This is a genomic window from Lentzea sp. NPDC102401, from assembly GCF_044765805.1.
Classification (GTDB): Bacteria; Actinomycetota; Actinomycetes; order Mycobacteriales; family Pseudonocardiaceae; genus Lentzea; species Lentzea sokolovensis.
In genome coordinates this window covers 103,235-128,698 of the sequence record NZ_JBIWKS010000020.1, presented here as the reverse complement: position 1 = coordinate 128,698, position 25,464 = coordinate 103,235, and the positions used below count along the sequence as shown (strand labels likewise).

Genomic DNA, 25,464 nt, shown 5'->3' with positions numbered 1-25,464 from the left:
GTCCAAGGTCGCGGAGCGGGTTCCCGCTCCGGTACCTGTCCGGCGGTAATGCAGACAAATCGGACATCAGGCCGTTCGGCCGGAGAACTCGCTGAGGTGCGTCGCCGCGGCGTCGAGCAGATTCCGGCCCACCTCGTCGACGTGCCGGTGCCGCCAGGACGCATGGGGCGTGTCGCGCACCCATTGGTTGAAAGAGCCCAGCGCCGGCCCGGTGTGGACCTGGTAGTTGACCTTGTCGTCCGACCGGCCCTCCAGCGCGATCCGTGCGCTGTAACCGAAGTAGCGCCGGAAGACCAGGGCCATCTTCTGCTTCGGCTGCCGGGCCGCGTGCTCGGCCAGTTCGGCCCTGCCGGTCGCCCGCAGGCGCCGCTCCACGTCGGCCCAGACCTCGTCCAGCGGCTTGCGGAAGTAGGTGCGTTCGAGCAGCGACCTGGTCTTCTCCGGCAGGTCGTCGAGGCTGCCGTACTGGCTGTAGAGCGCGTGCAGCTTGTTGCCGCGGGCCGGGAAGAACACGCCCTTGCGCAGCACCTGGACCCTGCTGCCGAGCTCGAACATGTCCCCGGCCGGCGCGTAGTCCGTGTCCTGCACGTCGATGTCCTGCAGCATGTCCTTGACGACGTCACTGGTCGCGGCCTCGACCGTGCACTGGTTGATCGAACCGGTCACGACGAAGTCGGCGCCGAGCACGAACGCCGCCGCGACCGCCGCCGGTGTGCCGATCCCGCCGGCCAGTCCCATGCAGATCGGTTCGTCGTACCCGCGTTCGGCTTCCACACGGCGCCGCAGTTCGAGCAGCGACGGCAGCAGCACGGTCGCGATCCCGCCGTCGGTGTGCCCACCGGAGTCGGCCTCGACGATGACGTCGTGGCTCACCGGCACCCGCCGGGCGAGTTCGGCCTGCTCCTGACTGATCGCCCCGGCCGCGAGCAGCCCGTCCAGCACCGAGTCCGGAGGCGGAGCCAGGAACGCTGCCGCGACCTCGGGACGCGACACCTTGGCCACCACCCGGTGGTCGCAGACAGGTGCGCCGCCGGGACCTCGCCGCAGCCCGGTGGCCCGGTACCGCACGAGTGCCGGTGTCATCTGGATGAACGCCGACGCCTCGATCGTCCGGACGTGGTGGCGCAGAAGGAGGTCGACCAGTTCGTGCTCGGAGGCCGGATCGTCGTGGTTCGCGATGAAGTTGACGCCGTAGGGGCCGTCCTGTCCCACGGCGGCCTGGATCTCCTTGATGCCGCGCTCGACCTCCACCGGCTCCAGCCCGCCGGTGCCGTAGAACCCGAGCATCCCGGCGCGGCTGAGCCGGATGACCATCTCGGGCGAGCTGACGCCGCGGTACATGCCGCCCGCGACGTAGGCGAACCGCAGCCCGTGGCGTTCGCGGAACGTCGCGCTGCCGAGTTCCTGTGCGCGGTCAGCGGGTGGGCGATGGGTCGCGCGGGTCCGTTCGACGAGTTTGGTCAGCACGGTGCCGCCCAGCTCCACGAACTCCGTGACTCCCGCGTCGAGCAGATAGCGCACGGTCTCGGTCCAGCGCACCGGACTCACCAGGTGGTCGGACAGCAGCTCCGCCGTGCCACCGGCCGGATAGGGCGCCGCGGTGACGTTCGCGATCACCGGTGTCCCGGGCGTGCCGAGGTCGACGCCGTCGAGAAAACGGCTGAACTCCTGCCGCGCCGGGCGCATGAGCTCGGAGTGGAACGCCCCGGACACCCGCAGCCGGACCCAGCGGACGTTCCGCGCCTGCAGGAACTCTCCCAGCGCCTCGATCGACTCGGCATCCCCGGACACGACGCACTGCTCGGGCGAGTTGTCGTTCGCCACGACCAGCGAGCCGAAACCGCCCTGCCGCAACAGATCGGTGACCTGCTCGCGGTCCAGGCCGGTCACGGCGATCATGCCGCCACCGGCCGCGCCGGCCATCAGCTCACCCCGGCGCTGGACGAGCCGCACACCCGTCTCGAAGTCGAACGCGCCGGCCGCGTGCAGCGCGCAGTACTCACCCAGGCTGTGCCCGGCGAAGAACGCCGCCTCGCTCCCGCTGTTCTCCTGCCAGCGCCGGTGGGCCAGCGCACCGACCACGAACAGCGCCGGCTGCGTGAACTCCGTGCGCTTCAGCTCACGTCGCGGATCGTCCAGGCACAGCTCCCGCACCGAGTAGCCGAGCAGTTCCGAGGCTCGGTCGACCTCGTCGGGGTAGGCATCGAACAGATCACGTCCCATGCCCTTCGCCTGGGCACCCTGGCCCGGGAACATCACCGCTGTCAGGCTCATGCCAGGCTCCGTTCGAACTCGGCCAGGCTGAGGGAGCCGTCTCCGGCGGCTTCGATCAACCGGGCCAGGAAGTCGTCCTCCGGTTCGGCGGTCACCGCGGGCGCTCCCACGAGGGATCGGACGCGGAAACCGGTCAGCCGCACGCAGATCCGGCCGTCGTCGTCGCACACGTCGATGTCGAACGACTGCTCGCCCGGTGACTGGCCCTCCGCGGCGAACCGGGTCACGGCCCAGGCCGTCGCGGGCAGTGGCGCGATCACCCGCACCTCTCCGACCGCGTAGGGCACGGCCGTGGTCGTGTCGTCCGAGGCGAAGAGGCCGAGAGTGCTCTGGAAGGCCGCGTCGAGCATGCTCGGGTGGAGCGCGAACGTTCCTCCCGCGGCGGCGTCGGGAAGCCGCAGCCGGGCAACGGCGAGCTGTTCACCGCTGTGCACCCGTTCGATCGCCCTCATCGCCGGGCCGTAGGCGAGGTCGAGGCGGGCGAACCGCTCGTAGCACTCCGGCGCTTCGAGCACCGGACCGCCGCAGCGGCCGATCAGGGTGTCGATGTCGTGCGAGGGCAACGGTTCCGAGCTCGTCTCCCGCAGCGCTCCCCGCCCGTAGACCAGCGGCGAGCCCTGGCCGGACGAGCCGAAGACCCGGTAGGACACACCACCGGAGGCCTCGACCGAGAGTCCGATGTGGACTTCGGTGGCGGTCTTGACCGTCAGGGGCAGTTCCCAGGTGACGTCGGTCAGCGCCCAGGAACGGTCACCGCCCGCCAGTTCCGCCGCGGCCCTCGCCATTTCGAGGTAGGCCGCTCCCGGCAGCACCGCCGCGCCGCGCACCTTGTGGTCGGCGAGGAAGAACTCGCGACCGGTGAACCGCGTGGTGTAGCGGGACCCGGCGAGGTCCGAGGTGTTGGCGTGCACCAACGGATGCAGCTTCGACGCCTTCTCCCCCACCGGCGTGCTGGTGTCGATCCAGTACCGCTTGAGCCGGAACGGGTACGTCGGCAGCGGGATCCGGCGCGGCGAGTCGGAGTGCCAGCGGGTCCAGTCGACCTCGGCACCGCGCACCCATGCCCGCAGCACCTCCGCCGCGCTGGTTCCCGCCGGTGCCGCGGGAATCTCGTCCCGGGACACGCGGCCGGTGATGATCGAGCTGTCCGGCTCTCCTCGCAGCCACGACCGCAGGCCGGCCTGGAGCTCCGCGACCGTGCCCGCGACGCACCCCAGCCTCTCGGCCATCGGGGTCCGTCCGACGTGCGTGGTGTAGGCGATCGAGGCCAGTGCCGCGTCGTCGTGAGCGTTCAGCGCCTCGACCCACTCCTCTGCCAGAGAACGCAGCACCTCGGGGTGACTCGCGGACAACACGACGGGAACCGGTTGCGCGGGCGGGGTTTCCACCACCGGCTTCGCCCGGTACTCCTCCAGCACGACGTGCGCGTTCGCTCCGCCGAAGCCGAACGAGCTGATGCCCGCGCGCCGGGGCAGTTCCGCGCCGTCGCCGTCGACCGGCGCACGCCAGGGTCGCTGGTCCTGCACCAGGTAGAACGGCGTGCCGTCCAGCTTCACGTACGGGTTCGTCTTGTCGTTGTTCAGGTTCCGCACCAACGTGCGGTGCTTCATCTGCAGGAGGACCTTGATCAGGCCGGCGATTCCGGCCGCGACCTCCAGGTGCCCGATGTTGGTCTTCACGGACCCGATGGCGCAGTGCGGTCCGGCGACCTCCGTCGCACCGGTGTCGGCGTAGAGATCACGGAAGGCCTCCTTGAGCCCGTTGATCTCCACCGGGTCGCCGAGCCTCGTGCCGGTGCCGTGCGCCTCGACGTAGCCGATGGTGCGCGGATCGATCCCCGCCCTGCGGTGGGCGGTGCGGATGACCGCGGCCTGAGCCTTCGGGTTCGGCGCGGTCAGGGAGTTGGCGCGGCCGCCGTGGTTCTCGGCGGTGCCCCTGATCAGGCCGTAGACGTGGTCGCCGTCGCGCTCGGCCGCCGACAGCCGCTTCAGCACCAGCATGCCGACGCCCTCGCCGCGGCCGTACCCGTCGGCGTCGATCGAGAAGGTCTTGCTCCTCCCGTCCTCGGCGAGCATGCCGGCCATGTTCATGCTGATGTGCAGGTCCTTGTTGACGATCGTGTTGACCCCGCCGACGATCGCCATGTCCGAGGTGCCGTCCTGGATGGCGCAGACGGCGCGGTGGACGGCGATGAGCGCACTGGAACACGCCGTGTCGATCGGCTCGCTCGGGCCGTGCACGCCGAGGAAGTAGCTCATCCTGTTGGGCCCCATGCAGGGGGCCGCCCCGCTGGTGTCGTAGGCGTCCACCGCCGGCGAGTACTTCGCCACCATGCTCGGGTAGCCGGTGCTGGCGGTGCCGATGACGATCGCCGTGTCGGTGCCCTCGACGGACTCGGCCGAGTACCCGGCGTCCTCCAGCGCCTTCCACGCGTAGAGCAGCAGGAGCCGCTGCTGCGGGTCCATCAGCTCGGCCTCACGCGGGGAGATGTCGAAGAACAGCGGGTCGAAGTCGCCGACGCCGTCGATGAAGCCGCCCCACTTGACGTTGCTGGTGTTGGGTTCGGTGACGGGGTCGCCGAAGCACTCCCGCCAGTCCCAGCGATCGGCAGGGATCTCGCTGATGCAGTCACGGCCGTCCAGCAGGTTCTGCCAGAACTCCGCGATGTCGCGGGCCATGGGGAACCGGCCGCTCATGCCGATGACGGCGATCGGTTCCTGACCGACGGGTTGCGGGGCGGTGACGGTCACCGGTGCCGGTTCGGCTGCGGGAGCGGGTTGTTCGGCGTTTTCGGCCACCGTGACGCTGTCGGCGTGGTGCTCCAGCAGGAAGTCCGCGAAGCCGCTCAGCGCCGGGTGCTCGAACAGGATCGTCGGGTCCAGGTCGAGGCCGAACCGCTTGTTGACCGCCGCCACCAGTTCCGTCAGCGACAGCGAGTCGACGCCGTACCTCGACAGCTCGCGGCTGCCCTCGATCCGGTTGGCGGGCAGGCGCAGCACCGCGGCGGCCATGCCGATCAGCTCGTCGAGCAGTGCCTCGTGGGACGGAGCGGCCGCCGTGATCAGGGCGGGCTCCGGGGTCGGCGCGGGCGCCGCTTCGGGCGCCAGGGCGGCGCTGCCGAACGCGTCGCCGTGGGTGTCCCTGAGATAGGACGCGAACCCGTCGAGGGTCGGGTACTCGATCAGCAGCGTGGGCACCAGGCCCAGGCCGAACTCGTCGTTGAGCAGGCCGACGTACTCCACCAGCGAGATCGAGTCGAACCCGTACTCGGTCAGTTCCACCTCGCCCTCGATGTCGTCGACGGGCACGTCCAGCAGGGTCGCCACCCTCTCGGCGAGCAACCTGACCAGGACATCGTTCTCCGGCACGGAAAGGACCTCCTGTTCCGGGGTCTCAGGGGCGGTCAGGATCGTGCGCTCGATCCGTTCCCGGTCGCCGTAGACGACCAGGACGTGCGCCGTACCGCTGCCCCAGGCTTGGTACAGGGCTTCCACTCCCACGTCCGTGGGCATCGGCAGGACGCCGACCGTGTCCCACATCGCCTGCTCGGTGGCGGCGTCGACGCGCATGCCGCCCTCCGTCCACAGTGGCCAGCCGATGCTGAGCGAACGCCCGCGCCGCTTGCCAGAGGCAACCAGCGCATCGCGCCGGGCGGCGTACCCGTCGAGGAACGCGTTGGCCGCCGCGTAGTCGGCCTGGCCGGGGTTCCCGGACGAGGACAGCGACGAGAACCCGATGAAGAAGTCCAGGTCCTGCCCGGCGGTCGCCTCGTCCAGGTGGACGAAGCCGGTGACCTTGGCAGCGAACACCTCGCGCAACTGCGTCACGGTCTTGCGGACGAAGTAGCTGTCGCGCAGCACACCGGCGGAGTGCAGCACGCCGCTCAGTTCCCCGTGCGACGCAACGACGTCCTGAACGCACCGGTCGACAGCGCCGCGGTCGGCGACGTCCAGCTGCCGGTACTCGGCGTGCGCACCGGACGCCCGCAGCTCGTCGAGGAGTGCGCGCTGGCTCGCTCCGGCGGCGGAACGCCCGCACAGCACGAGCACGGCGTTCTGGACGGAGGAGGCGATCTCCCTGGCGAACACCGCTCCCAGACCGCCGGCACCACCGGTGATCAGGTAGACGCCGCCGTCGCGCCACGGTCGCTCGGCCCTGGCCTCACCCAGGGAAGTCCACCGCGCGACCTCCCGGCGCCCTCCGGCGACCCTGGTCACGACGTCGTCCACAGTGGACGCTTCCCGGCGAAGGCGCTCGGCCAGGGCCGCCGCGTTCGTGCCGGGTGCGACCAGCACGAGCTGGGTGAGCAGGCGGGCGCATTCGTTGCGCGCGGTGCGCAGCAGCCCGGCCAGTCCGGCGAGCGGCTGGTAATCCTGGCCGTCCGGGACGACGACCTGCACGAGGACCCAGCCGTCGCGGCTCGCCTTGGCGGCGTCCTGGAGACGGGTCAGCAGGAACTCGGCCCGGCGGGTGTAGGTCGTGGCGAGGTCGTCGGCGACGGGGAGGACTTCGCCGTGAACGCCGAGGCGATCGGCGACGTCACCGGGGTCGACGTCCGCGAAGAGAACCTCGTGGCGGACGAACTGCCTGGTCTCGACGGCCGCGGTGGACCGGTGCCAGCCGGGGCGGCCGAGCACGAGCGCACCGGGGCGCTGGTCAGTTCCGCTCGGCTCCTGCGCCTTCTCCTCACTCGCACCGAACTCGCGGAAGGTGAAGCCGAGCAGGCGCACGCACACCCTGCCCGCGTCGTCGCACAGGTCGATGTCCAGTCGCCGGACGGTGCCGGGCAGATCGTTGGACGACGGCCTGATCACCGCCCAGCCCTCCTCCGGAGTGGGCGCGTGGATCTGCGCCTCGGTGAGGGCGAACGGCAGGGCCGCGGTCACGTCGTCCCTGCCCTCGGCGAGAGCGAGGCCGTGGGTCGCCTGCAGGGCAGAGTCGAGCATGGACGGGTGCACGGTGAAGCCGTCACCGGTCCCGGCCGGCCTGCGCAGCCGGGCGACGATCAGGTTGACGCCGATCTCCAGGTTCTCGACGCCGCGCATGGCCTCGCCGAGGTGCACCTCCGTGCCGCCGTAGCGGGCGTAGCAGGCGGCGCGGTCGAGCTTGGTCCGCGTGCGCCTGGCCCTCAACGCGGAGATGTTCAGCGTCGGCCGTGCCTCCTGCACGGAGGGCTCGACGCGACCTTGGCCGTGCACCAGGGTTTCGCCGCCGACGGTCGTCGTGATCTGGTAGGAGAGGCCGCCGTCGCGCGGTTCGAGCGTGACCTCGGCCGCGGTGGGACCGGGGATCCGCGCCGGGCGGATCCAGACGATGTTGCGCAGCGTCACGCCGGTCCGGCCGTAGCCCTCGGCCTCGGCTGCCGCCCTGGCCAGTTCGAGGTACGCGACGCCGGGCAGCACCGGGGTGCCGGAAAGACGGTGCTGGTCCAGGAAGAACTCGCCGCCGGTGAGGTCCGCCGCGTAGGACTTCCCTCGCTTGTGGACGGTCAGCGCGGACGAGCCCGGCCCGGTGGGCGTGACGGGCTGGGACGAGGCGGGAGTGACGGACCGGGCGGGAGCGACAGGACGGGCGGGCGTCACGGGCCTTGCGGACACAACGGGGTGCTGAGCTGCGACAGGCCGCTGGGCTACAACAGGCTGCTGGGCGACGACGGGGTGCCGGACCGCCACGGCCGGCTGGCTGGGCTCGGGTGCGGCGGAGATCCAGTAGCGCTCACCACCGAACGGGTAGCCGGGCAGCGGAACCACGCGGAAGCCCTGTCCGAACAGGCTTCCGAGCGCCGCGATCTCGCCACGCACGAACCGATCCGCGACCTCGGTCAGCGTCAGACCTTCCGTTCCCACGGGCGCGGGAGCGTCGTCCGGCACCGAGCCGGCCACCACGGACTCCGCGTGACCGTCACGCAGCCAGGTGCGCAGCGCACCGAGCCACTCGTCGCGATCGCCCGCGACGACGGCCAGCCGCAGGTTCTCGTGGCGACGACCGGTCGCGAGGCTGTACGCGATGTCGCCGAGGTCGAGGTCAGGACGGGCATCGACGTGGTCGATCAGGCGCTCGGTGTGGGCGCGCAGCGTGGCTTCGTCCTGTGCCGACACCACCACCAGCCACTCGTCCTGGACAGGACGCTCCGGCCGAGCCTGTTCGGGAGCCTCCTCGACGACGAGGTGCGCGTTGGTGCCGCTGGCACCGAAGGAACTCACTCCGGCCCGGCGCGGCCCTGACGCGGGGGCGGACCACTCCTGCAGCTCGGTCGGCACGTGGAACGGGCTGCCCTGCAACGGGATCGCCGGGTTCGCGCGGCTGAAGTGCAGCGACGGCGGCACCTGCCGGTGGTGCAGCGAGAGCAGGGCCTTGATCGTGCCCGCCACGCCGGCGGTGAACTGGGTGTGCCCGACGTTGGTCTTGATGGACCCGAGCGCACAGCCTCCCTCCGGCGCACCGGTGAAGGCCGCTGCCAGCGCACCGAACTCGATCGGGTCGCCGAGCGGCGTGCCGGTGCCGTGCGCCTCGATCATCTGGACGCCGCCGGGGCGCACGCCCGCGTCGCGGTGGACCTGGCGCACCAGGTCCTCCTGGGCCTGGGCACTGGGCACGGTGATGCCGTTGGTGGCACCGTCCTGGTTGACGCCCGACGCGCTGATGACGCCGTAGACGTGGTCTCCGTCGCGCAGGGCGTCGGACAGGCGCTTGAGCACCAGGACACCGGCGCCCTCACCGGGCACCATCCCGTCCGCGGCCGCGTCGAAGGTGCGGCAGCGACCGGTCGGCGACAGCATCTTCGCCGTGGCCGAGAACTCGTAGAGCCGCGGCGTCGCCTGGACGAACACGCCTCCGGCCAGCGCCATCGACACCGTGCCGAGCCGCAGTGCGTCACAGGCCAGGTGGATGGCGACGAGAGAGCTGGAGCACGCCGAGTCCACCGCGACGGCGGGGCCGGACAGGTTGAGCAGGTAGGAGATGCGCGACGCGATGACCGAGGCCATGTTGCCCCACATGGTCTGCGGGGGCCGCTCGTCGCCGATCAGCGCGTGGTAGTCGCCGGGATAGGCGCCGACGTAGACGCCACAGCCGCGGTCGGTCAGCCGTTCACCGGCGTAGCCCGCGTCTTCCAGCGCGTGCCAGCACTCTTCGAGGAAGACGCGCTGCTGCGGATCGGTGTAGGTCGCCTCGATGCCGGACACGCTGAAGAACAGCGCGTCGAACCGGGCCGGGTCGTCGAGGAAGCTGCCGTACTGGCGGCCCGCCCTCTTGCCCAGCTTCCCGTCGAGATCCCAGCGAGTGACGTCGCCGACCAGGTCGTCCCCGGCGGCCAGGTGTTCCCACAACCGCTCGGCGTCCGGCGTGTCCGCGAACCGGGCGGCGAGCCCGACGACGGCGATGGGTTCATCGATCTGCTTGGCGGCGGACGGCTGACGGTCGGCCGGACCGGTCCCGTTCACCCAGGCACTGCGGCGCTGGAACGGGTAGGTCGGCAGCGGGGTGCGTCGCACGTCCAGTCCGATGAAGAGCCCCTCGCTCTCCAGCCGCCCACCGTCCGTCCACTGTGCACGGACGCGGTCGAGCGCGGCGTCACGCGCCGGGTGCGAGGTCCCGTCGGCCAGCCAGTCCTCCAGGCGGGACAACAGGGTTCGGCGGTCGGCGGCGGTGAAGGCCGCCCGGTTCACGAAGCGGGCGCGGCCGTGCACCAGGGTGTGGCTCACATCGGCGAGCTGGAGTTCCGGCGTCTCGCGCAGGTGCTCGGCCAGGTTCGCGACGAGCTGCCGCAACGCTTCCGGCCGTGGCGCGGACAGCGGGAACAGCAGTTCACGGCCGTCGTGCTGCCGTGCCGCGAGGGCCGGCGGCTCCTCCACCACGAGGTGACCGTTGGTGCCGCTGAACCCGAACGAACTGGTCGCGGCGACGCGCTTGCCCCACCGGTTCGGTTCCCACGGCGTCAGCTCGGTGTGGACGCGGAACGGGCTGCCGGCGAGCCGGATCGCGGGGTTCGTCTCGTCGTGGTGCAGCGACGGCGGCAGCATGCCGTGCCGCAACGCGAGCACGATCTTGAGCACGCCCGCCACACCGGCGGCGGACATGGTGTGTCCGATGTTGCTCTTCAGCGAGCCCAGGGCGCAACCGGTGGATCCCTCGGCGGCACCGAACGCGCGGACGAGCGCCTCGGTCTCGATGGGGTCACCGAGCTTGGTTCCGGTGCCGTGCGCCTCCATCAGGCCGATCTCGGCGGGGTCGACGCCGAAGCGTTCGTAGACCTCGCGGATCAGCCGCTCCTGCGACGCCGCGCTCGGTGCCGTGATGCCGTTGGTCGCACCGTCCTGGTTGATCCCCGAGCCGCGGATCACCGCGTGCACGTGGTCACCGTCGGCGAGTGCGTCGGACAGTCGCTTCAGCACGACGACGCCGACTCCCTCGCCGGGCACGAACCCGTCGGCGGACGCGTCGAAGGTGTGGCAGCGCCCGGTCGGGGACAACATGCCGGCGTGGCCCGCGGTCAGGTAGGTGTTCGGGGTCGTCTGCACGGCCACGCCACCGGCGACGGCCAGGTCGGTCTCCCCGTCGCGCAGGCTCTGGCAGGCCAGGTGGATCGCGACGAGCGAGCTGGAGCAGGCGGTGTCGACGGCGATCGCCGGACCGTGCAGGTTCAGGTGGTACGCCACCCTGGCGGGCACGATCGACGGGGCGTTGCCCCAGGCGGCCTGGGCCGGCGGACGCTCGGTGAACCACGACGTGTAGTCGCCGCTGGTGCAGCCGACGTAGACGCCCGCGCGCTTGCCGTCGAGCGCCGCGCCGACGTAGCCGGCGTTCTCCAGTGCCGTCCACGCCTCTTCCACGAACAGGCGCTGCTGCGGGTCGGTGTAGGCCGCCTCGCGACCGGACATGCGGAAGAACTGCGCGTCGAACTCGTCGATGCCGTCGAGGAAACCGCCCTCCCGGCAGGCCACGTCCGTCCACTCCGGACCGGAGGTGTCCCAGCGCTCGATCGGGCCGACCAGGTCGTCACCGTCGGCGAGGTGCCGCCACAGCGCGTCCAGGTCGGGCGATCCGGCGAACCGGCCGCTGACGCCGATGATCGCGATGGGATCGGTCGAGTTCTGCTCGGGCGCCACCACGGGTTCGGCAGGAGTAGCGGGAAGCTCCTGGGCGACCGGCGGTTCCGGAGTCTCCTGCGACGCCGCGACAGGTAGGACGGGCTGGTGGTCGGAGGCGATGTGGGCGGCCAGCAGCTCGACGCTGCGGTAGTCGAAGATCACCGTGGTGAGCAGGTCGAGATCGAGGTCGTCGTTGAGCCGCTGCACGAACCCGGCGCCCACGATCGAGTCGAGGCCGTAGTCGGCGAAGGCCCGCTCCGGATCGATCTGCGCCTCGGTCATCCTCAGTGCACCGGCCAGCGCTTCCAGCACCACCGCGCGAATCGACTTCTCCTGCACGACTTCGACGGGTGCGGGTGCGGGAGTCGGCACCGGCACCGGCGTCTCCTTGATCTCGGCGGGTCCTCGCGACACGCCGTCGCTGTACGCGAGAGCGACCTGCTGGCCGAGCGGCTCGCCGCACGCGGCCGCGTGCACGAACCCCGTGAAGCCTTCCTGTTCCAGCACCGCCTGCCACGAGGCCGGGGACAGCGCGGGACCGCCAGGCACCCGCAGCTCCGGGTCGGTGTGCTCCCACCAGCCGTCGAGCAGGCCGAAAGTGAGGTGGTTGACCAGGTAGAAGCCGCTGATCTCGTTGAGCGCGAGCAGGCCGCCACCGCGCAGCAGCGCCTTGGTGCCGCGCAGGGTGACGCGGACGTCCTTGGTGGCGTGCAGGACGTTGGCCGCGATCACGACGTCGAACGCGCCGAGGTCCAGTCCCTGTCCGTGCGGAGGAAGGGCGGCGTCGAACAACCGGTACGTCAGGTACCTGTGCGCCGCACCGAACGAGTCCTCGGCACGGTGCAGGAACGCCCGCGAGATGTCGGTGAAGCAGTACTCGGCCACCGGCAGGCCCTCACGGGTGAGCCGGTCGAGGACCACGCGGGTGGTGCCGCCGGTGCCCGCGCCGACCTCGAGCAGGCGCAGCGGCGCGCCCGGTTCCGCCGCGAGCCGGGCCCGCAGGAACTCCACGACGTGCTCTGCCAGCACGGCGTTGAAGTGGTCGGCGACCCGGTTGTCCCGGTACACGCCCTCTACCAGGTCGAACGACCCGTTCGGGAAGAGCACGTCCGTGGCGAGCACCTCGCCGCGCAGCACCCGGGGCAGCACGGGAACGGTGCGGGCGAGCAACGCGAGCGGGGTCCGCAGATCGGAGTTGGCCTCCACCCACCGGTTCGTGGATCGAGTCCACTCCGCCCGGCACGTCGCGGAGTCCGCGGTCAGCGCCCAGCGGCCGGCGGCGTCGACGAGCCCGTGCTCGGTCAGCGCTCGCAGCATCGGAGGCACCCAGGCGGCGAACCGGGCGTCGGCGCGGAGGTAGGACGGGCCGGCGAAACCCGCGTCCCGCAGTTCGGCGGCGACCCAGCGGCACAGCGCGGCGTCGATCTCGGCGGGCACCGGTCCGTCCTGGTAGGCCGCGAGCGCGACCGGCAGCCGCGGTTCCTGAACCCGGATCGGCGCGACCGCGGCCCGTGGACGCACCGCGGCGACTTCACCGGTGAGCACGCCCTCCACCGGCAGCGGCCGGCCCAGCCGCAGGAAACCGGCGACGTCGACCGGACCGGCGAGGAGCGCCTCGACCGCGGCCATCGCGGTGGCCGGGTCGATCGGGGCGAGCCCGATCGCGGCCATGCCCTCGATCAGGTCCTCGGTGACGTTGCCCCAGTAACCCCAGTTGATCGTCTTCACCGCGCACCCCAGCGAGGCGCGCAGACCGTCGGCCGCCGCGTCGACGTAGGCGCAGGCCGCGGCGTAGTGCGCCTGGTTCGCGTTCCGGATGAAGCTGACCAGTGAGGACACCAGCAGCACGAAGTCGAGTTCGACCCCGGAGAACGCGTCCGCGAGGTGCACGGCCGGGTCCACTTTGGACGCGAGCGTCGCGGCGAGTTCCTCGTCGGTCAGGTCGGCGATCGGCGTGTGGGTGAAGGTCATCGCGAGGTGCACGATCCCGTCGACCCGGCCGTAGCGGGCGACGACCTCGTCCCGGACCCGGCGCAGGGCCTGCGGATCACCCGCGTCGGCCTGCAGGTAGAGCGGTTCCGGACCGGTGATGCCGGCCTTGCGGGCACGAAGATCGTCGTTCTCGGCACGCCGTCCGACCCACACGACCCTGGCGCCGTGCGTGCGGGCGAGGTGCTCGGTCAGCACGACGCCGAGATCACCGGCCCCGCCGATGAGCACGTACACGCCGCCGCGCCGGATGGCGGAGGTGGAGGGCACGGGCAGGTCGGCCTGGACGAGCCTGCGGCGCAGCCACTGGCCACCGGCCTGCACGACGGGGTGGGCACGCCGGTCACCCGGCAGGCCGAACACCTCGGCGGGCTGCCAGGACGTGTCCCTCGCGAGGTCCACGGCCCTGACCCGCCAGTGCGGCTGCTCCTTGGCCAGCGCGCCGATGAACCCGTGCAGGCTCGCCTGAGCCGGGTCCCCGCCGCCGGGCCCGAACGCGTCACGGGTCAGCAGGGTGAGTTCGAGCTGACGGCCCGCGTACCGCGACTGCACAGCGTTCACCATGTGCAGCAGGCGCTGCACGGCGGCACGGTGGTCCCGGACGCGTTCGGCCGGGGTGCCACCCGTGCGGGTCGGCACCGAGAGCACGACGTGGTCCGCGTCGCCCGGGATGGGGCCGAAGCCGTCCCAGGTGATCGCGTCGGACACGGCCTGGTGCAGCACGGCGAGGTCGTCGGTGCTCAGGCCGATGGCGAGGATGCGGCCGGAGAGCTGGGCGTCGCCTGGTCGTTCGACCTCCCAGACCGGGCAGAGGGTGAGATCTCCCGCCGGCAGCACGTCGTCGGCCGTGGAACGGGGGTTGGGGACGGTGACGGGCTGGGCTTGGGGTGCGGGAACGGGAGTTGGCGCTGCCGCGGAAACCGGGGTGGCGGAAACCGGGGTGGCGGAAACCGGGGTGGCCGGAGGCGCCGGAACGGTCTGGCGCGTTGCCGGGGCGACCGGTGCTGCGGTGGGACCCGGTGGCGCAGTGGGAACTGCTGCCGTGGCGGGAAGCGGTGCCGCGGCTGGACTCTGTTCAGCGGAGAACTCCGCCGTCCTCCCCCCGCTCGGCAGCACGTCGGTGTACCAGTACCGCTCCCGTGCGAACGGGTACGTCGGCAGACCGACCTTGCGCGGGCGCGGCCCGTCGGCGTGCAGGCGCGACCAGTCCACCCGCACCTGGTTCACCCAGGCCTCCGCCAGCGGCCCGAGCCGGCGTCGCGCCGCCCAGCGGGCCAACGTCTCCTGGAAGTCCTCGTCGTCCTTCAGCGCCGCGAGCGAGCCCGACGGGCTGTCGCCGTTGCCCACGAACGTGTCCGCGGGCAGTTGCGCGCCGCTGACGTACGCGTCGAGTGCCGCCACCAGGGCCGGCAGATCACGGACCACCGTGGCGAAACGTGCGGTCATCGGCTCGCGGCCGACCTGCAGGGTGTAGGCGATGTCGGGCAGGTCGGCGTCGCTCCACGCGCCGTCGCGCAGTTCGTCGCGCAACCGCTCCGCCGACTCGCGCAGCCGCTCGTGGTCCGTTGCCGAGAGCACCACCGCCTGGGCCTCGGCTGCACGGTCTGGACGTTCCGGCACGATGTACTCCTCCACGAGCAGATGGGCGTTCGATCCACCGGCGCCAAAGGCCGAGACCACCCCGGCCCTGGGTTGTGCGCCGGTGCGGGGCCAGGGCGCCGCCTCGCGCTGCAGCACGAACGGGGTGCGGCTGAAGTCGATCTCCGGGTTGACCTCCGCGGAGTGCAGTGACGGCGCGAAGGTGCCGTGCCGCATCTGCAGCAGCAGCTTGCCGAGGCCGGCGACACCGGCCGCCGCCTCCAGGTGACCGATGTTCGACTTGACCGAGCCGATCGCGCAGAAGCCGCGGTCGTCGGTGAACTCGGAGAACGCCGAGGTGAGTCCGGCGATCTCGATGGGGTCCCCCAGCGGGGTGCCGGTGCCGTGCGCCTCGACGTACCCGATCCGGCGCGGGTCGACGCCGCTGCGGCGGTACACCTGCCGGATCACCGACGCCTGCGCGACCGGGTTCGGCACGGTGAAGCCGTGCGTGTGGCCGCCGTGGTTGACCGCGGTACCCCGGATGACACCGAGGATGCGGTCGCCGTCGGCCTCCGCGTCGGCCAGCGGGCGCAGCAACACCGCGCCGACCCCCTCGCCGGGGACGTAGCCGTCGCCGCCCGCGCCGAAGCTGCGGCACCGGCCGTCGCTGGACGCGAACTGGGTCTGGCCGATCATCAGGTACTTGCTCGGGTGCAGCGAGAGGTTCACCCCGCCCGCCAACGCGACGCCGCACTCTCCGCGGCGCAACGCGGCACACGCCAGGTGGATCGCCGTCAACGCGGCGGCGCACATCGTGTCGACCGCGATGCTCGGGCCGTTGGCGTCGAAGAAGTACGAGACGCGGTTCGCGATCGACGCCAGGCTTCCCGGCACGACCACCGGCTCGCCGCGCACACCCTGCTCGGCGCCGTAGAGCTGGTACTCGGTGTACATCGCCCCGGCGAACACGCCGATGTCTCCGGCGTCCTCGTTCACCACGGCCCTCGCCGCGGCCCGCAACGAGTCCCTGGTGTGGCCCGCGTCCTGCAGCGTCTCGTAGGCCGCCTGCAGGAACAGCCGCTCCTGCGGGTCCATTGTGGACGCGGCTCCCGGCGAGATGCCGAAGAACAGCGGGTCGAACTCGTCCACGCCGTCGAGGAAGCCGCCCCACTTGGCGTAGGTGCGTCCCGGCTTGCCGCGCCGCGGGTCGAAGTAGCGGTCGTGGTTCCAGCGATCGGCCGGGATCTCGGTGACGCTGTCCACCCCGTCGAGCAGGTTGGCCCAGAACTCGTCCAGGTTCCGCGCACCGGGGAAGCGGCCGGAGATCCCGATCACCGCGATCGGCATCTCCTCGTCCGTCCGCGCGGGAGCCGGAACGACCGGTTCCGCGACCGGAGCGACCACAGGAGCAGGAGCGGCCACGACCTCCAGCTGAGCAGTCGGGAGACCCACGAGCGCGGCGAGCGCGTCCGGCTGGGTCTTCACGAAGTGGGCAGCCAGGCCGTCGATCGTCCGCACCTCGAAGAACAACGTGCTGCCGACGTCGTCGAGCCCGCGGCGCACCGCCTCGGTGAGCTGGACGACGAGGATCGAGTCGATGCCGTACCTGTCGAAGGTCACGTCGGCGCGCACCGAGGAGACCGGCAGTTGCAACACGTCCGCCACGAGCGCGCGGAAGTGGTCGCGTGCTCGCTCCAGCAGCTCGTCCTCACGGCCGGCCGAAGCCGCCGCGACGGGCTCGACGGTCTCCGGAACGGCCTGCGCCGCCGGCAGGGACACCGGCTCGTTCTCCGGCCCGGCCGGGAATGCCGCGCCACCCGCGGGAATCGGCTGCCGGACGACGTCGTCGGCACAGGCCACGAACACCTGCTGGCCGAGGTCGTCGGCGCCCTCCGCCGCGACGAACGCGGACCGGAAACCGGTCTCGCTCAGCGCTCGCAGCCAGTCCGAGGGCGTGAGCCCGGGAGAGCCTGGAATGCGCAGCGCCGGGTCGTCGTAGCGCCACCAGCCTTCCAGCAGGCCGAACGTGAGGTGGCTGAAGTAGACGTTGTCGCTCAGCTCGTTGAGCAGCAGCACGCCGTTCGCGCGCATCGCCGCCTTGGTGTTGGTCAGGGTCGTGCGGATGTTGCGGGTCGCGTGCAGCACGTTGGTGGCGACCACGATGTCGTACCCGCCGACGTCCAGCGACTGCTCCGCTAGCGACTTCTCGACGTTGAGGATGCGGGTGTCCAGGTAGGGCGCGATGTCGCCGAACGAGCGGCGCGCGTGCAGCAGGAACGCCTTGGAGAGGTCGGTGTAGCAATAGGTTTCGATGTTGTCGCGCCACGGTGCGAGCCGGCCGAACACCACCCGGCTCGTGCCGCCGGTGCCCGCGCCGATCTCCAGCAGCCGCAGCCGCACGTCCGGGTTCTCGGCCACCCGTGCCCGCACGTGGTCGACGAGCGTGTCCGCGAGGACGTCGTTGAAGTAGTCGGCGACCGGGTTGTTGCGGTAGACCGCTTCCACGAGTTCGAGGGAGGACTTGGGGAACATGACGTCGGTGGCGGGACGGCGTCCGGTGAGGATGTCGTTCAGCGCCCGCAACGTCGTGTCGACGAGCACCGCCTGCGGTCGCTTGCCCTCGTTGTCCAGCCACGGCGTGCGGTCGGCGTCCCAGCGGCGCCAGGCGGCAGCCAGGTCCACCGAACTCGGGTCGATGGCGCCGTAACGACCTTCGCTGGAGCTCAGCAGGCCTTCCCGCACGAACACGTCCAGCGTGTGCTCGAGCCAGCGGCGGTAGAGCGGGACGATCCCGCCGATCGTCATCCAGTCGTCGGCCGTGCCGGTCTGGCCGGGGCCGAACAGGCCGAGGTCGCGCAGCAACGCCCAGGTGATCCGGACGAGCGCCGGTTCCATGGACCGGCCGTGGCCGTCCGCGGCGACGCGCACGCGCTCGATGGCGGCCTGCCGGTCCGGCCGAGCGGCGAGCAGTGCGGCGGCCGGCGAGGAGTTCGTGTGAGGCAGCGCCGTGAGAGTGCTGCGCTCGTAGAACGCCGCGATGCTGCGGGAATCCGCGGCCTTCAGCAGCGCCAGCCGGTCGTGGGACGAGCCGAGCAGGTGGTCGACGGCGGCCATGCCCTCGTCCGGTTCGATCGAGCCGAGTCCCAGCCGCGCCATCCTGCGCCGGTAGCCGTCCTCGGCCACGATGCCTACATTGCCCCAATATCCCCAGTTCATCACCTTGACCGGGCAGCCGAGACGGGCGGAGAGCCCGCCGGCGTAGGCGTCGGAGAACGTGCAACCGGCCGCGTAGTTGGCCTGACCGGGGGCGGTGAAGAACGCCTGCATGGACGAGAAGAAGACGACGAACTCCAGTGGCTGGTCCGCGAAGACCTCCGCCAGTGCGACGGTCACGCCGGCCTTGGCGGCGTAGGTCGTCCGCAACAGCTCCTCGTCCATCCGCGCCACGCTCCGATCGCCCAGGACGATGGCGGTGTGCAGGACGCCGTGCACCGGCCCGTACTGCCGGACGATCTCGGCACGCGCACGCCGCAGATCGTCCACATCGGACGCGTCGCACGACAGGTAGCCGGGTCGCGGGCCGAACGCGGCGAGCCGGTCCTGCTTCGCCGTGATCTCCGCGTCGAGCGGACGGCGGCCGATCCAGACGACCTGCGTGCCGTGGCGGCGCAGCAGGTGCTCGGTCCACACTTCACCGATGCCACCCGCGCCACCGATGGCGACCACCACGCCGCCGGGCGCACGCGGCGCGACGACCGGTCCGTCAGCGACCACCTCGACCAGGCGCGGCAGCAGCCATTCGCCGTGACGCAGCGCCACGACCCCGCCTCGTGCCGCCGCGGGCGGGTTCAGCACGGCGTCGAGGGACACAGCCGCCCCCAAGGCGATGTCGACGACCCTGACCTGCCAGTGCGGGTACTCCTTCGCGACGGACCCCAGCAGGCCGTGCACTCCCGCGTGGGTCGCGTCCACGGTCTCGTCGTCGTTCGCCCGGCAGGCCTGCCGGGTGACGGCGGTGAAGCCGATCTCGCGGCCGTCGGCACCCTGCGCCAGCAGGGCCTTGATCCAGCGGAAGACGGTGAACGTCCCGTCCGTCCCGCCGGTCTCCGGTGCGAGCCACACGACGTGGCCGGCATCGGAGGGAAGGCTTTCATGGTCCTCGGCTCCGAGTACGGTGGCTCCGGGGAACCGGGCCAGGAACGCGGCACGCTCGGCCGCTCCTCCCCCGGCGAGCACCAGACGGCCGCCGATGGCGGGCTCCAGCTCGACGCCGTCCGGGACCGCATCCCAGACCGGAGCGAGCAGTGCCGTGCGCAGATCGGGTTCCGCGGTCACGCGACGGAAAGCAAGTCCCCGCAGACGCACGGCGACACGGCCGGTCTCGTCACACACTTCGATGTCCACAGTGGACGTCTCCGAACCGCCACCCGTGTGCCGCAGGTGCGCCCACATCGTGCCGGAGACCGGCCCGAGGAGGTCGATCCTGTCGACGGCGAACGGGAGTGCGGGACGTCCGCTGCTCTCCGCGAGTTCGCCGGACTCGCCGCCGAAGAGACCGACGACCGCCTGGATGGCGCTGTCGAGCACCGCCGGGTGGACGGCCAGGTCCTCGTCCTGGGCACCGGCCGGGACGACGAGCTTCGCGAGCACCTCGCGGTCGCCGATGGCCAGGCTTTCGAGCGCACGCAGGCGAGGGCCGTGGGCGATGCCGACCGCGTCGAGTGCCGAACGGCATTGTTCCGCGCTCAACGTGCGGTTGCCACACCGCGCCCTGACGGCGTCCAGTGCCACCGTCCCGGCCGGTTCCGGCTGAACGTAACGACCGTGCGCGTGCACTTCCGCCTCGCCTTGGCAGACGCGGAAACCGTCGCCGTCGCGCTCCACCGTCAGGTCCGCTCCCTCGGCACCGACCGGGAACGGCTTGGCCCACACGAGGTCACGGATTCCCACCGCCTCGAACGCACCGCTGGTGGCCGCGCGGCGCGCGAACTCCAGTGACAGCACCGCCGGAAGCACGGCGCGGCCGTTGACGTGGTGATCGGCGAGGAAGAACTCCTGCCCGGTGAGCCGGGTGCGGTAGGCGGAAGCACCGCGCGACGGCCAGTAACGCTGCCGCTGATACGGGTAGGTGGGCAAGGGAACGATCCTCCGCACTGCGGCCGGGAAGGCCGTGTCGAGGCCGGCGAGGTTCTCGCGCACGAACGCGGACGCCAGCTCGTGAGCCGTGCTGGGAAGGACGCCGTCGCGCGGTGCGGCGTCGACGGCGACCTCACCGTGGTGGACACCGGTCGCCGTGCCGGAAAGCCAGGAACGCAGGCGCTGGGCGGCCTCGGCCGTGCTCGCGGCCACGACGGCAAGACGGTGCGGCAGGGGCGCGCGGCCGGCCGCGAGGCTGTACGCGACCTCCGCGGCGGACAGGCGCGGTTCGCGCTCCAGGTGGGCGGCCAGACGTGCCACGACCTCGCGCAGAGCTTCCGGCGACCGGGCCGACAGCAGGAACGGCTGCTCCCCCGCGGCTCCCGCGACCGGTTGCCGCTGGTACTCCTCCAGCACGACGTGGGCGTTGGTTCCGCTGGCGCCGAAGGAACTGACGGCCGCGCGACGCGGACCCTGCTCGGGCTCCGGCCAGGCGACGGTCTCCGTGGGCACGGTGAACGCGCTGCCCTGCAACGGAATCCGGGCGTTCGCCCCGGTGAAGTGCAGCGTGGCCGGAATCGTGCGGTGCCGCAGCGCGAGAACGGCCTTCACCACACCGGCGACACCCGCGGCGAACTGCGTGTGGCCGAGGTTCGACTTGATCGACCCGAGTGCCACGCTGCCCGGCCGCGCGCCGGCGAAGACCTTCGACAGCGCCCGGAACTCGATCGGGTCACCCAGTTGCGTACCGGTGCCGTGCGCCTCGACGTACTGGACGCCACCAACACCCAGGTTGGAGTGCACCTCACGCAGCAACCGTTCCTGCGACAGCGCGCTCGGAGCGGTTATGCCGTTGGTGGTGCCGTCCTGGTTGACTCCCGAAGCGCGCACGACGGCGTGGATGTGGTCGCCGTCCCGTTCGGCGTCGGCGAGACGCTTGAGCACGATCGCGCCCGCGCCTTCACCCGGCACGAACCCGTCCGCGCCGGCGTCGAAACTGCGGCAGCGGCCCGACGCCGAGAGCATTCCGGCCACGGAGGCGGACCTGTAGAGCCGCGAGGTGTTCTGGACGAAGACTCCACCGGCGATGGCGAGATCGGCGGTGCCCGCGAGCAGGTCGCGGCATGCGAGGTCGATCGCGACGAGCGAACTCGAACACGACGTGTCGACGGTGAGGGCCGGGCCGGTGAAGTCGAGCAGGTAGGCGATCCGCGACGCGACGACCGAGCCCATCGTGCCCCACAACGCCTGCGCCGGCGCGTCTTCACCGAGGTGCTCGGAGTAGTCGCCGGCGTAGCAGCCGACGTAGACGCCGGCCCGCGTGCCGCGGCGACGCCCACCCGTGTAGCCCGCGTCCTCCAGCGCGTTCCAGCACTGCTCCAGGAAGACGCGCTGCTGCGGGTCCATCGCCGTCGCCTCGACGCCCGAGATGCCGAAGAAGGCCGGGTCGAACCGGTCGACGTCGCGCAGGAAGCTGCCGGTGCGGCAGGCCACGGTGGCGGGCAGCGGCCAGCGCGTCACGGGTTCGACCAGGTCGGTGCCGGAGACCAGGTGCGCCCACAGCGCGTCGGGGTCCTCGGCGTCGCCGTAGCGTGCGGCGAGGCCGACGACGGCGATCGCGTCGTCCTGACCTGACGTGGTGGCGGCGACCGGTGCGGCGGCCGGACGGGCGCCTGCCAGGAAGGTGATGAAGCGTTCGGCGGTGCCGTGGTCGAACAGGTCGGTCGTGTCGACCGACGTGCCGAGGACGTCGTTGAGCCGGTGCACGAGGCTGACACCCAGGATCGAGTCGAGTCCGTAGTCGGCGAACGGCCGGTGCCGCTCGATCTCGGAGACCGGCATCTGGAGGATCTCCGCGAGCTCGGCCATCAGCACGCTCTCCACGTTCACGGCCGCCGGGCGCGCGACCGGCGCGGCCTCCGGCCGGAGTGCGGCGGGCTCGAACCAGAACTCAGGTCCGGCGAAGGGATAGCCCGGCAGGTGCACGCGCGGGCTCACACCGTCCACTTCGGACCAGTCGATCGGCGCGCCCCTGACCCAGAACGAGGCGAGCTCGGCGTGCCCACCGTTGCCCAGCCAGTGCGCGATCAGTTCCCGCAGCTCGGGTTTGGCCGCCAGCTCGGCCAGCGTCTCGTTGTTGGCCTCGACGCGGCCGCGCCACCACGACTCCCCGGAGGAGTCGGTCGTGGGAGCGGAGAGGAACGCGCGCAGCTGACGGCGCCACTCCAGCGCGTCGCGTGCCACGAAGCACACCCGCTCGTTCATGGCTTCACGGCCGGTGCGGAGGGTGGCAGCGATGGCCGCGAGGTCCGGCGTCTCCTGCGTGTCGAGCCATTGCGCCAGCTCTGCCACACGGGCGCGCAGGTCGTCCTCGGTGCGCGCGGACACGGGCAGCAGCTCCGGAATCCCCTGCGCGGCCGAAGGCACTGCCGTGGAAAGGTGCTCGGCGACGATGACGTGGGCGTTCGCGCCGCCCGCACCGAACGAGGAGATCCCGCCGATCCGGCGCCCGCCCGCGGGACGCGGCCAGGTGCCGCCGTCACGGGACAGCTCGAACGGCGTCGCCGCGAAGTCGATGTTCGGGTTGGTGCGCTCGGCGTGCAGCGTCGGTGCGAACTCACCGTTGCGCAACTGGAGCACGACCTTGGTCAGTCCGGCGATGCCCGCCGCCGCTTCGAGGTGACCGATGTTCGACTTGACCGAACCGATCGCGCAAGACGCGCCCGCGTCCGGCTCGAAGGCCTGGGTGAGCCCGTCGATCTCCACCGGGTCGCCGAGCCGGGTGCCGGTGCCGTGCGCCTCGACGTAACCGATGTCGCCCGCCCGCAGCCCGGCGGCCTTGATGGCCTCGCGGACGACGGAGGCCTGGGCGCGCGGGTTCGGCACGGTGTAGCCGTTGGTGCGGCCGCCGTGGTTGATCGCCGAGCCGAGGATGACCGCGTGGATCGGGTCCCCGTCCGCCTCGGCCGCCGCCAGCGGCTTGAGCAGCACCGCGCCGACGCCCTCGCCGGGCACGAAGCCCTCGCCCCCGTCACCGAAGCTGCGGCAACGGCCGTCGGCGGCCAGCATCCTGGACCGGCACAGCTCCACGTAGGTCGAGGGGTGCAGGTAGAGGTTCACCCCGCCCGCGATGGCGACCTCGCAGGTGCCTTGGCGCAGGTGTTCGCACGCCTCGTGGATCGCGGTGAGCGAGGCCGAGCACATCGTGTCGACCGGCAGGCTCGGGCCGCGCAGGTCGAGCAGGTAGGAGACGCGGTTGGCCAGCGAGGCGAACGACGTGCGCGGCGACCGGCGCGGACCGCTCACCGGGGGCGGCACGTTGCGGTCGAAGCCGGTCTTGGTCACCCCGGCGAACACGCCGACCCTGCCCTGGTGGCGGGTGGCGAGCCGGTCCCGCGTGTAGCCGGCGTCTTCCAGAGCGGACCACACGGTTTCGAGGAAGAGCCGTTCCTGCGGGTCGATGTCGGCGGCCTCGCGCGGGGAGATGCCGAAGAACGCCGCGTCGAAGCGGGCGAAGCCGTCGAGGAAGCCGCCCCACTTGCTGTAGCTGGCGCCGGTGTCGACGGCCTTCTGCTGGTCGGGTTCGAAGAAGCCGTCGAGCGTCCAGCGCTGGGCCGGGATCTCGCGGATGCTGTCGCGGCCTGCCCGGAGGTTGGCCCAGAAGTCGTCCAGGGTCGGCGCGTCGGGGTAGCGGCCGCTGAGACCGATGATCGCGATCGGCTCGCCGGCGGGGTCGGGGCGCGGCCCGGTGGTGGCTGCGGGGCGCGTGGACGCCCCGGACGGCACCGGAACCGGGCGCGCGGTCGCCCCAGCCGACACGAGAACCGGGTCCGCGGACTGCACCGGAAGCGGGCGCGCGGTCGCCTCGGCAACGGACGAGGTGTCCGGCCGTGCCGTCCTCTCCGCCACGTCCGCGGCACCCGGCGCCTGGACGTCGTCCAGCCAGCGCGCGCAGCCCTCGGGGTGACGCTCGGTCAGGTGCGCGGCCAGCTCCGCGAGCGTGGGGTACTGGTAGAGCACGGTCTTCGGCAGCGCGCCGAACCAGCGCGCGAAGTGCTTGTTCAGCCGGGTGACCGTGATCGAGTCGATGCCGTGGCTGTCGAGCGGCGCGGTGGCGTCGAGCGTCGCGGGGTCGAGTCGCATGGTCTCGGCGATCAGGCCCTTGAGCCGTCCGAGCACCCGCCCGCGGAGGTCGTCGGTGCCGGTCATCACTGTTCCTTCCCCGGAGATCACGACGTGGGTGGCACCGAGCTCGACGGCTCCGTGCAGTGCGGCCAGCGCGGCCTCGGTGGGCAACGGCGGGCCGAAGCGCTCGATGAGCGCCGGAAGTTCCTCGTCGGGCACGTGCATGCCGCCGTCCCGCCACAGCGGCCACGCCAGCGAGACGCTCGCCCCGTGCCGTTCGCCGCGGGTGACGAGCTCCTGCCGGTGCGCCGCATAGGCGTCGAGGAAGCCGTTGGCCGCTGTGTAGGCGGCCTGGCCGGCGTTGCCCAGATTCCCCGCGGCGGCGGAGAACGCGGCGAAGAAGTCGAGCGGGAGATCGCGGCTCGCCTCGTCGAGGTGCACCAGCCCGGCGACCTTGGGGGCGAGCACGCGCAGGAAGTCCTGATAGGACGCACGAATCAGGTAGTCGTCCCGCAGCAACGCGGCCGCGTGCAGGATGCCGTCGAGCCGGCCGTGCGTGCGGACGACACGAGCGACGAGTTCGCGCACCGCCGTCGCATCCGTGACGTCGACTCGGTGGTACTCCCCCGGCCCGTCGGCTGTCGCGGATCGTCCGCACCGCACGACGACCGCGTTCGGAGCGTGCCGGGCGACGTCCTCGGCGAGCAGGCGGCCGATCCCGCCCGCACCGCCGCTGATCAGGTAGACGCCGCCGTCGCGCCACACCGGGGAGCCGGTCGTGCGCGCCACCGGTTCCCAGGTCACGGTCTCCCGTCCGGCCGGGGTGTGCCGCACGTGCTCGCCCTGACCGTTCAGGGCCGCCACGAGATCGGCGGCGGAGGGCTCGTGGGTGAACTCGACCAGCCGGACGGTCAGACCTGGGTCCTCCTGTGCGGCGGTGCGCAGCAGTCCCAGCAGCCCGCGGTAGAGCGAGTCCGCGCGGCAGGCGAGCTGGACGACGCACGGGCGTCCGTCCGAAGTGGACATCAGCCGCTTGAGCTCACCGAACAGCCGGACCGCCGCGCGCTCGTAGGCGACGTGCGGGGCGTCGCCGCCGGTGGTCACCTCGGCGGCCTGGACGCCGGGAAGGTCGATGGCGGGCAGGTCGCACAGCACGACCAGCCGCCGGCCACCGGCGGGTGCCGGCGGGACCTCCTGGCCGGCACGCCACACGGGCACGCTCAGGATGCTGCGGGTCACGGCGAGGGTTCCTTCCGAGAACGAGGTGGGC

Annotated in this window: 2 protein-coding genes; both read right to left on the bottom strand. The window is 71.8% G+C overall.

The features are described from left to right. Positions 1 to 66: 66 nt before the first annotated feature. Complete coding sequence (gene fabD / locus ACIRG5_RS44630) at positions 67 to 2,274, bottom strand: ACP S-malonyltransferase (protein WP_402916883.1); 2,208 nt, start codon at positions 2,272 to 2,274, stop codon at positions 67 to 69. Continuing rightward, entirely contained in the window at positions 2,271 to 25,433 is a 23,163-nt protein-coding gene (locus ACIRG5_RS44625; RefSeq protein ID WP_402916881.1) for an SDR family NAD(P)-dependent oxidoreductase, read from the bottom strand. The genes fabD and ACIRG5_RS44625 overlap by 4 nt, the downstream gene beginning before the upstream one ends. Positions 25,434 to 25,464 lie beyond the last annotated feature (31 nt).

Coding starts and splice junctions, on each gene's coding strand:
- fabD (WP_402916883.1), bottom strand. CDS start 2,274: ATGAGCCTGACAGCGGTGATGTTCCCGGGCCAGGGTGCCCAGGCGAAG.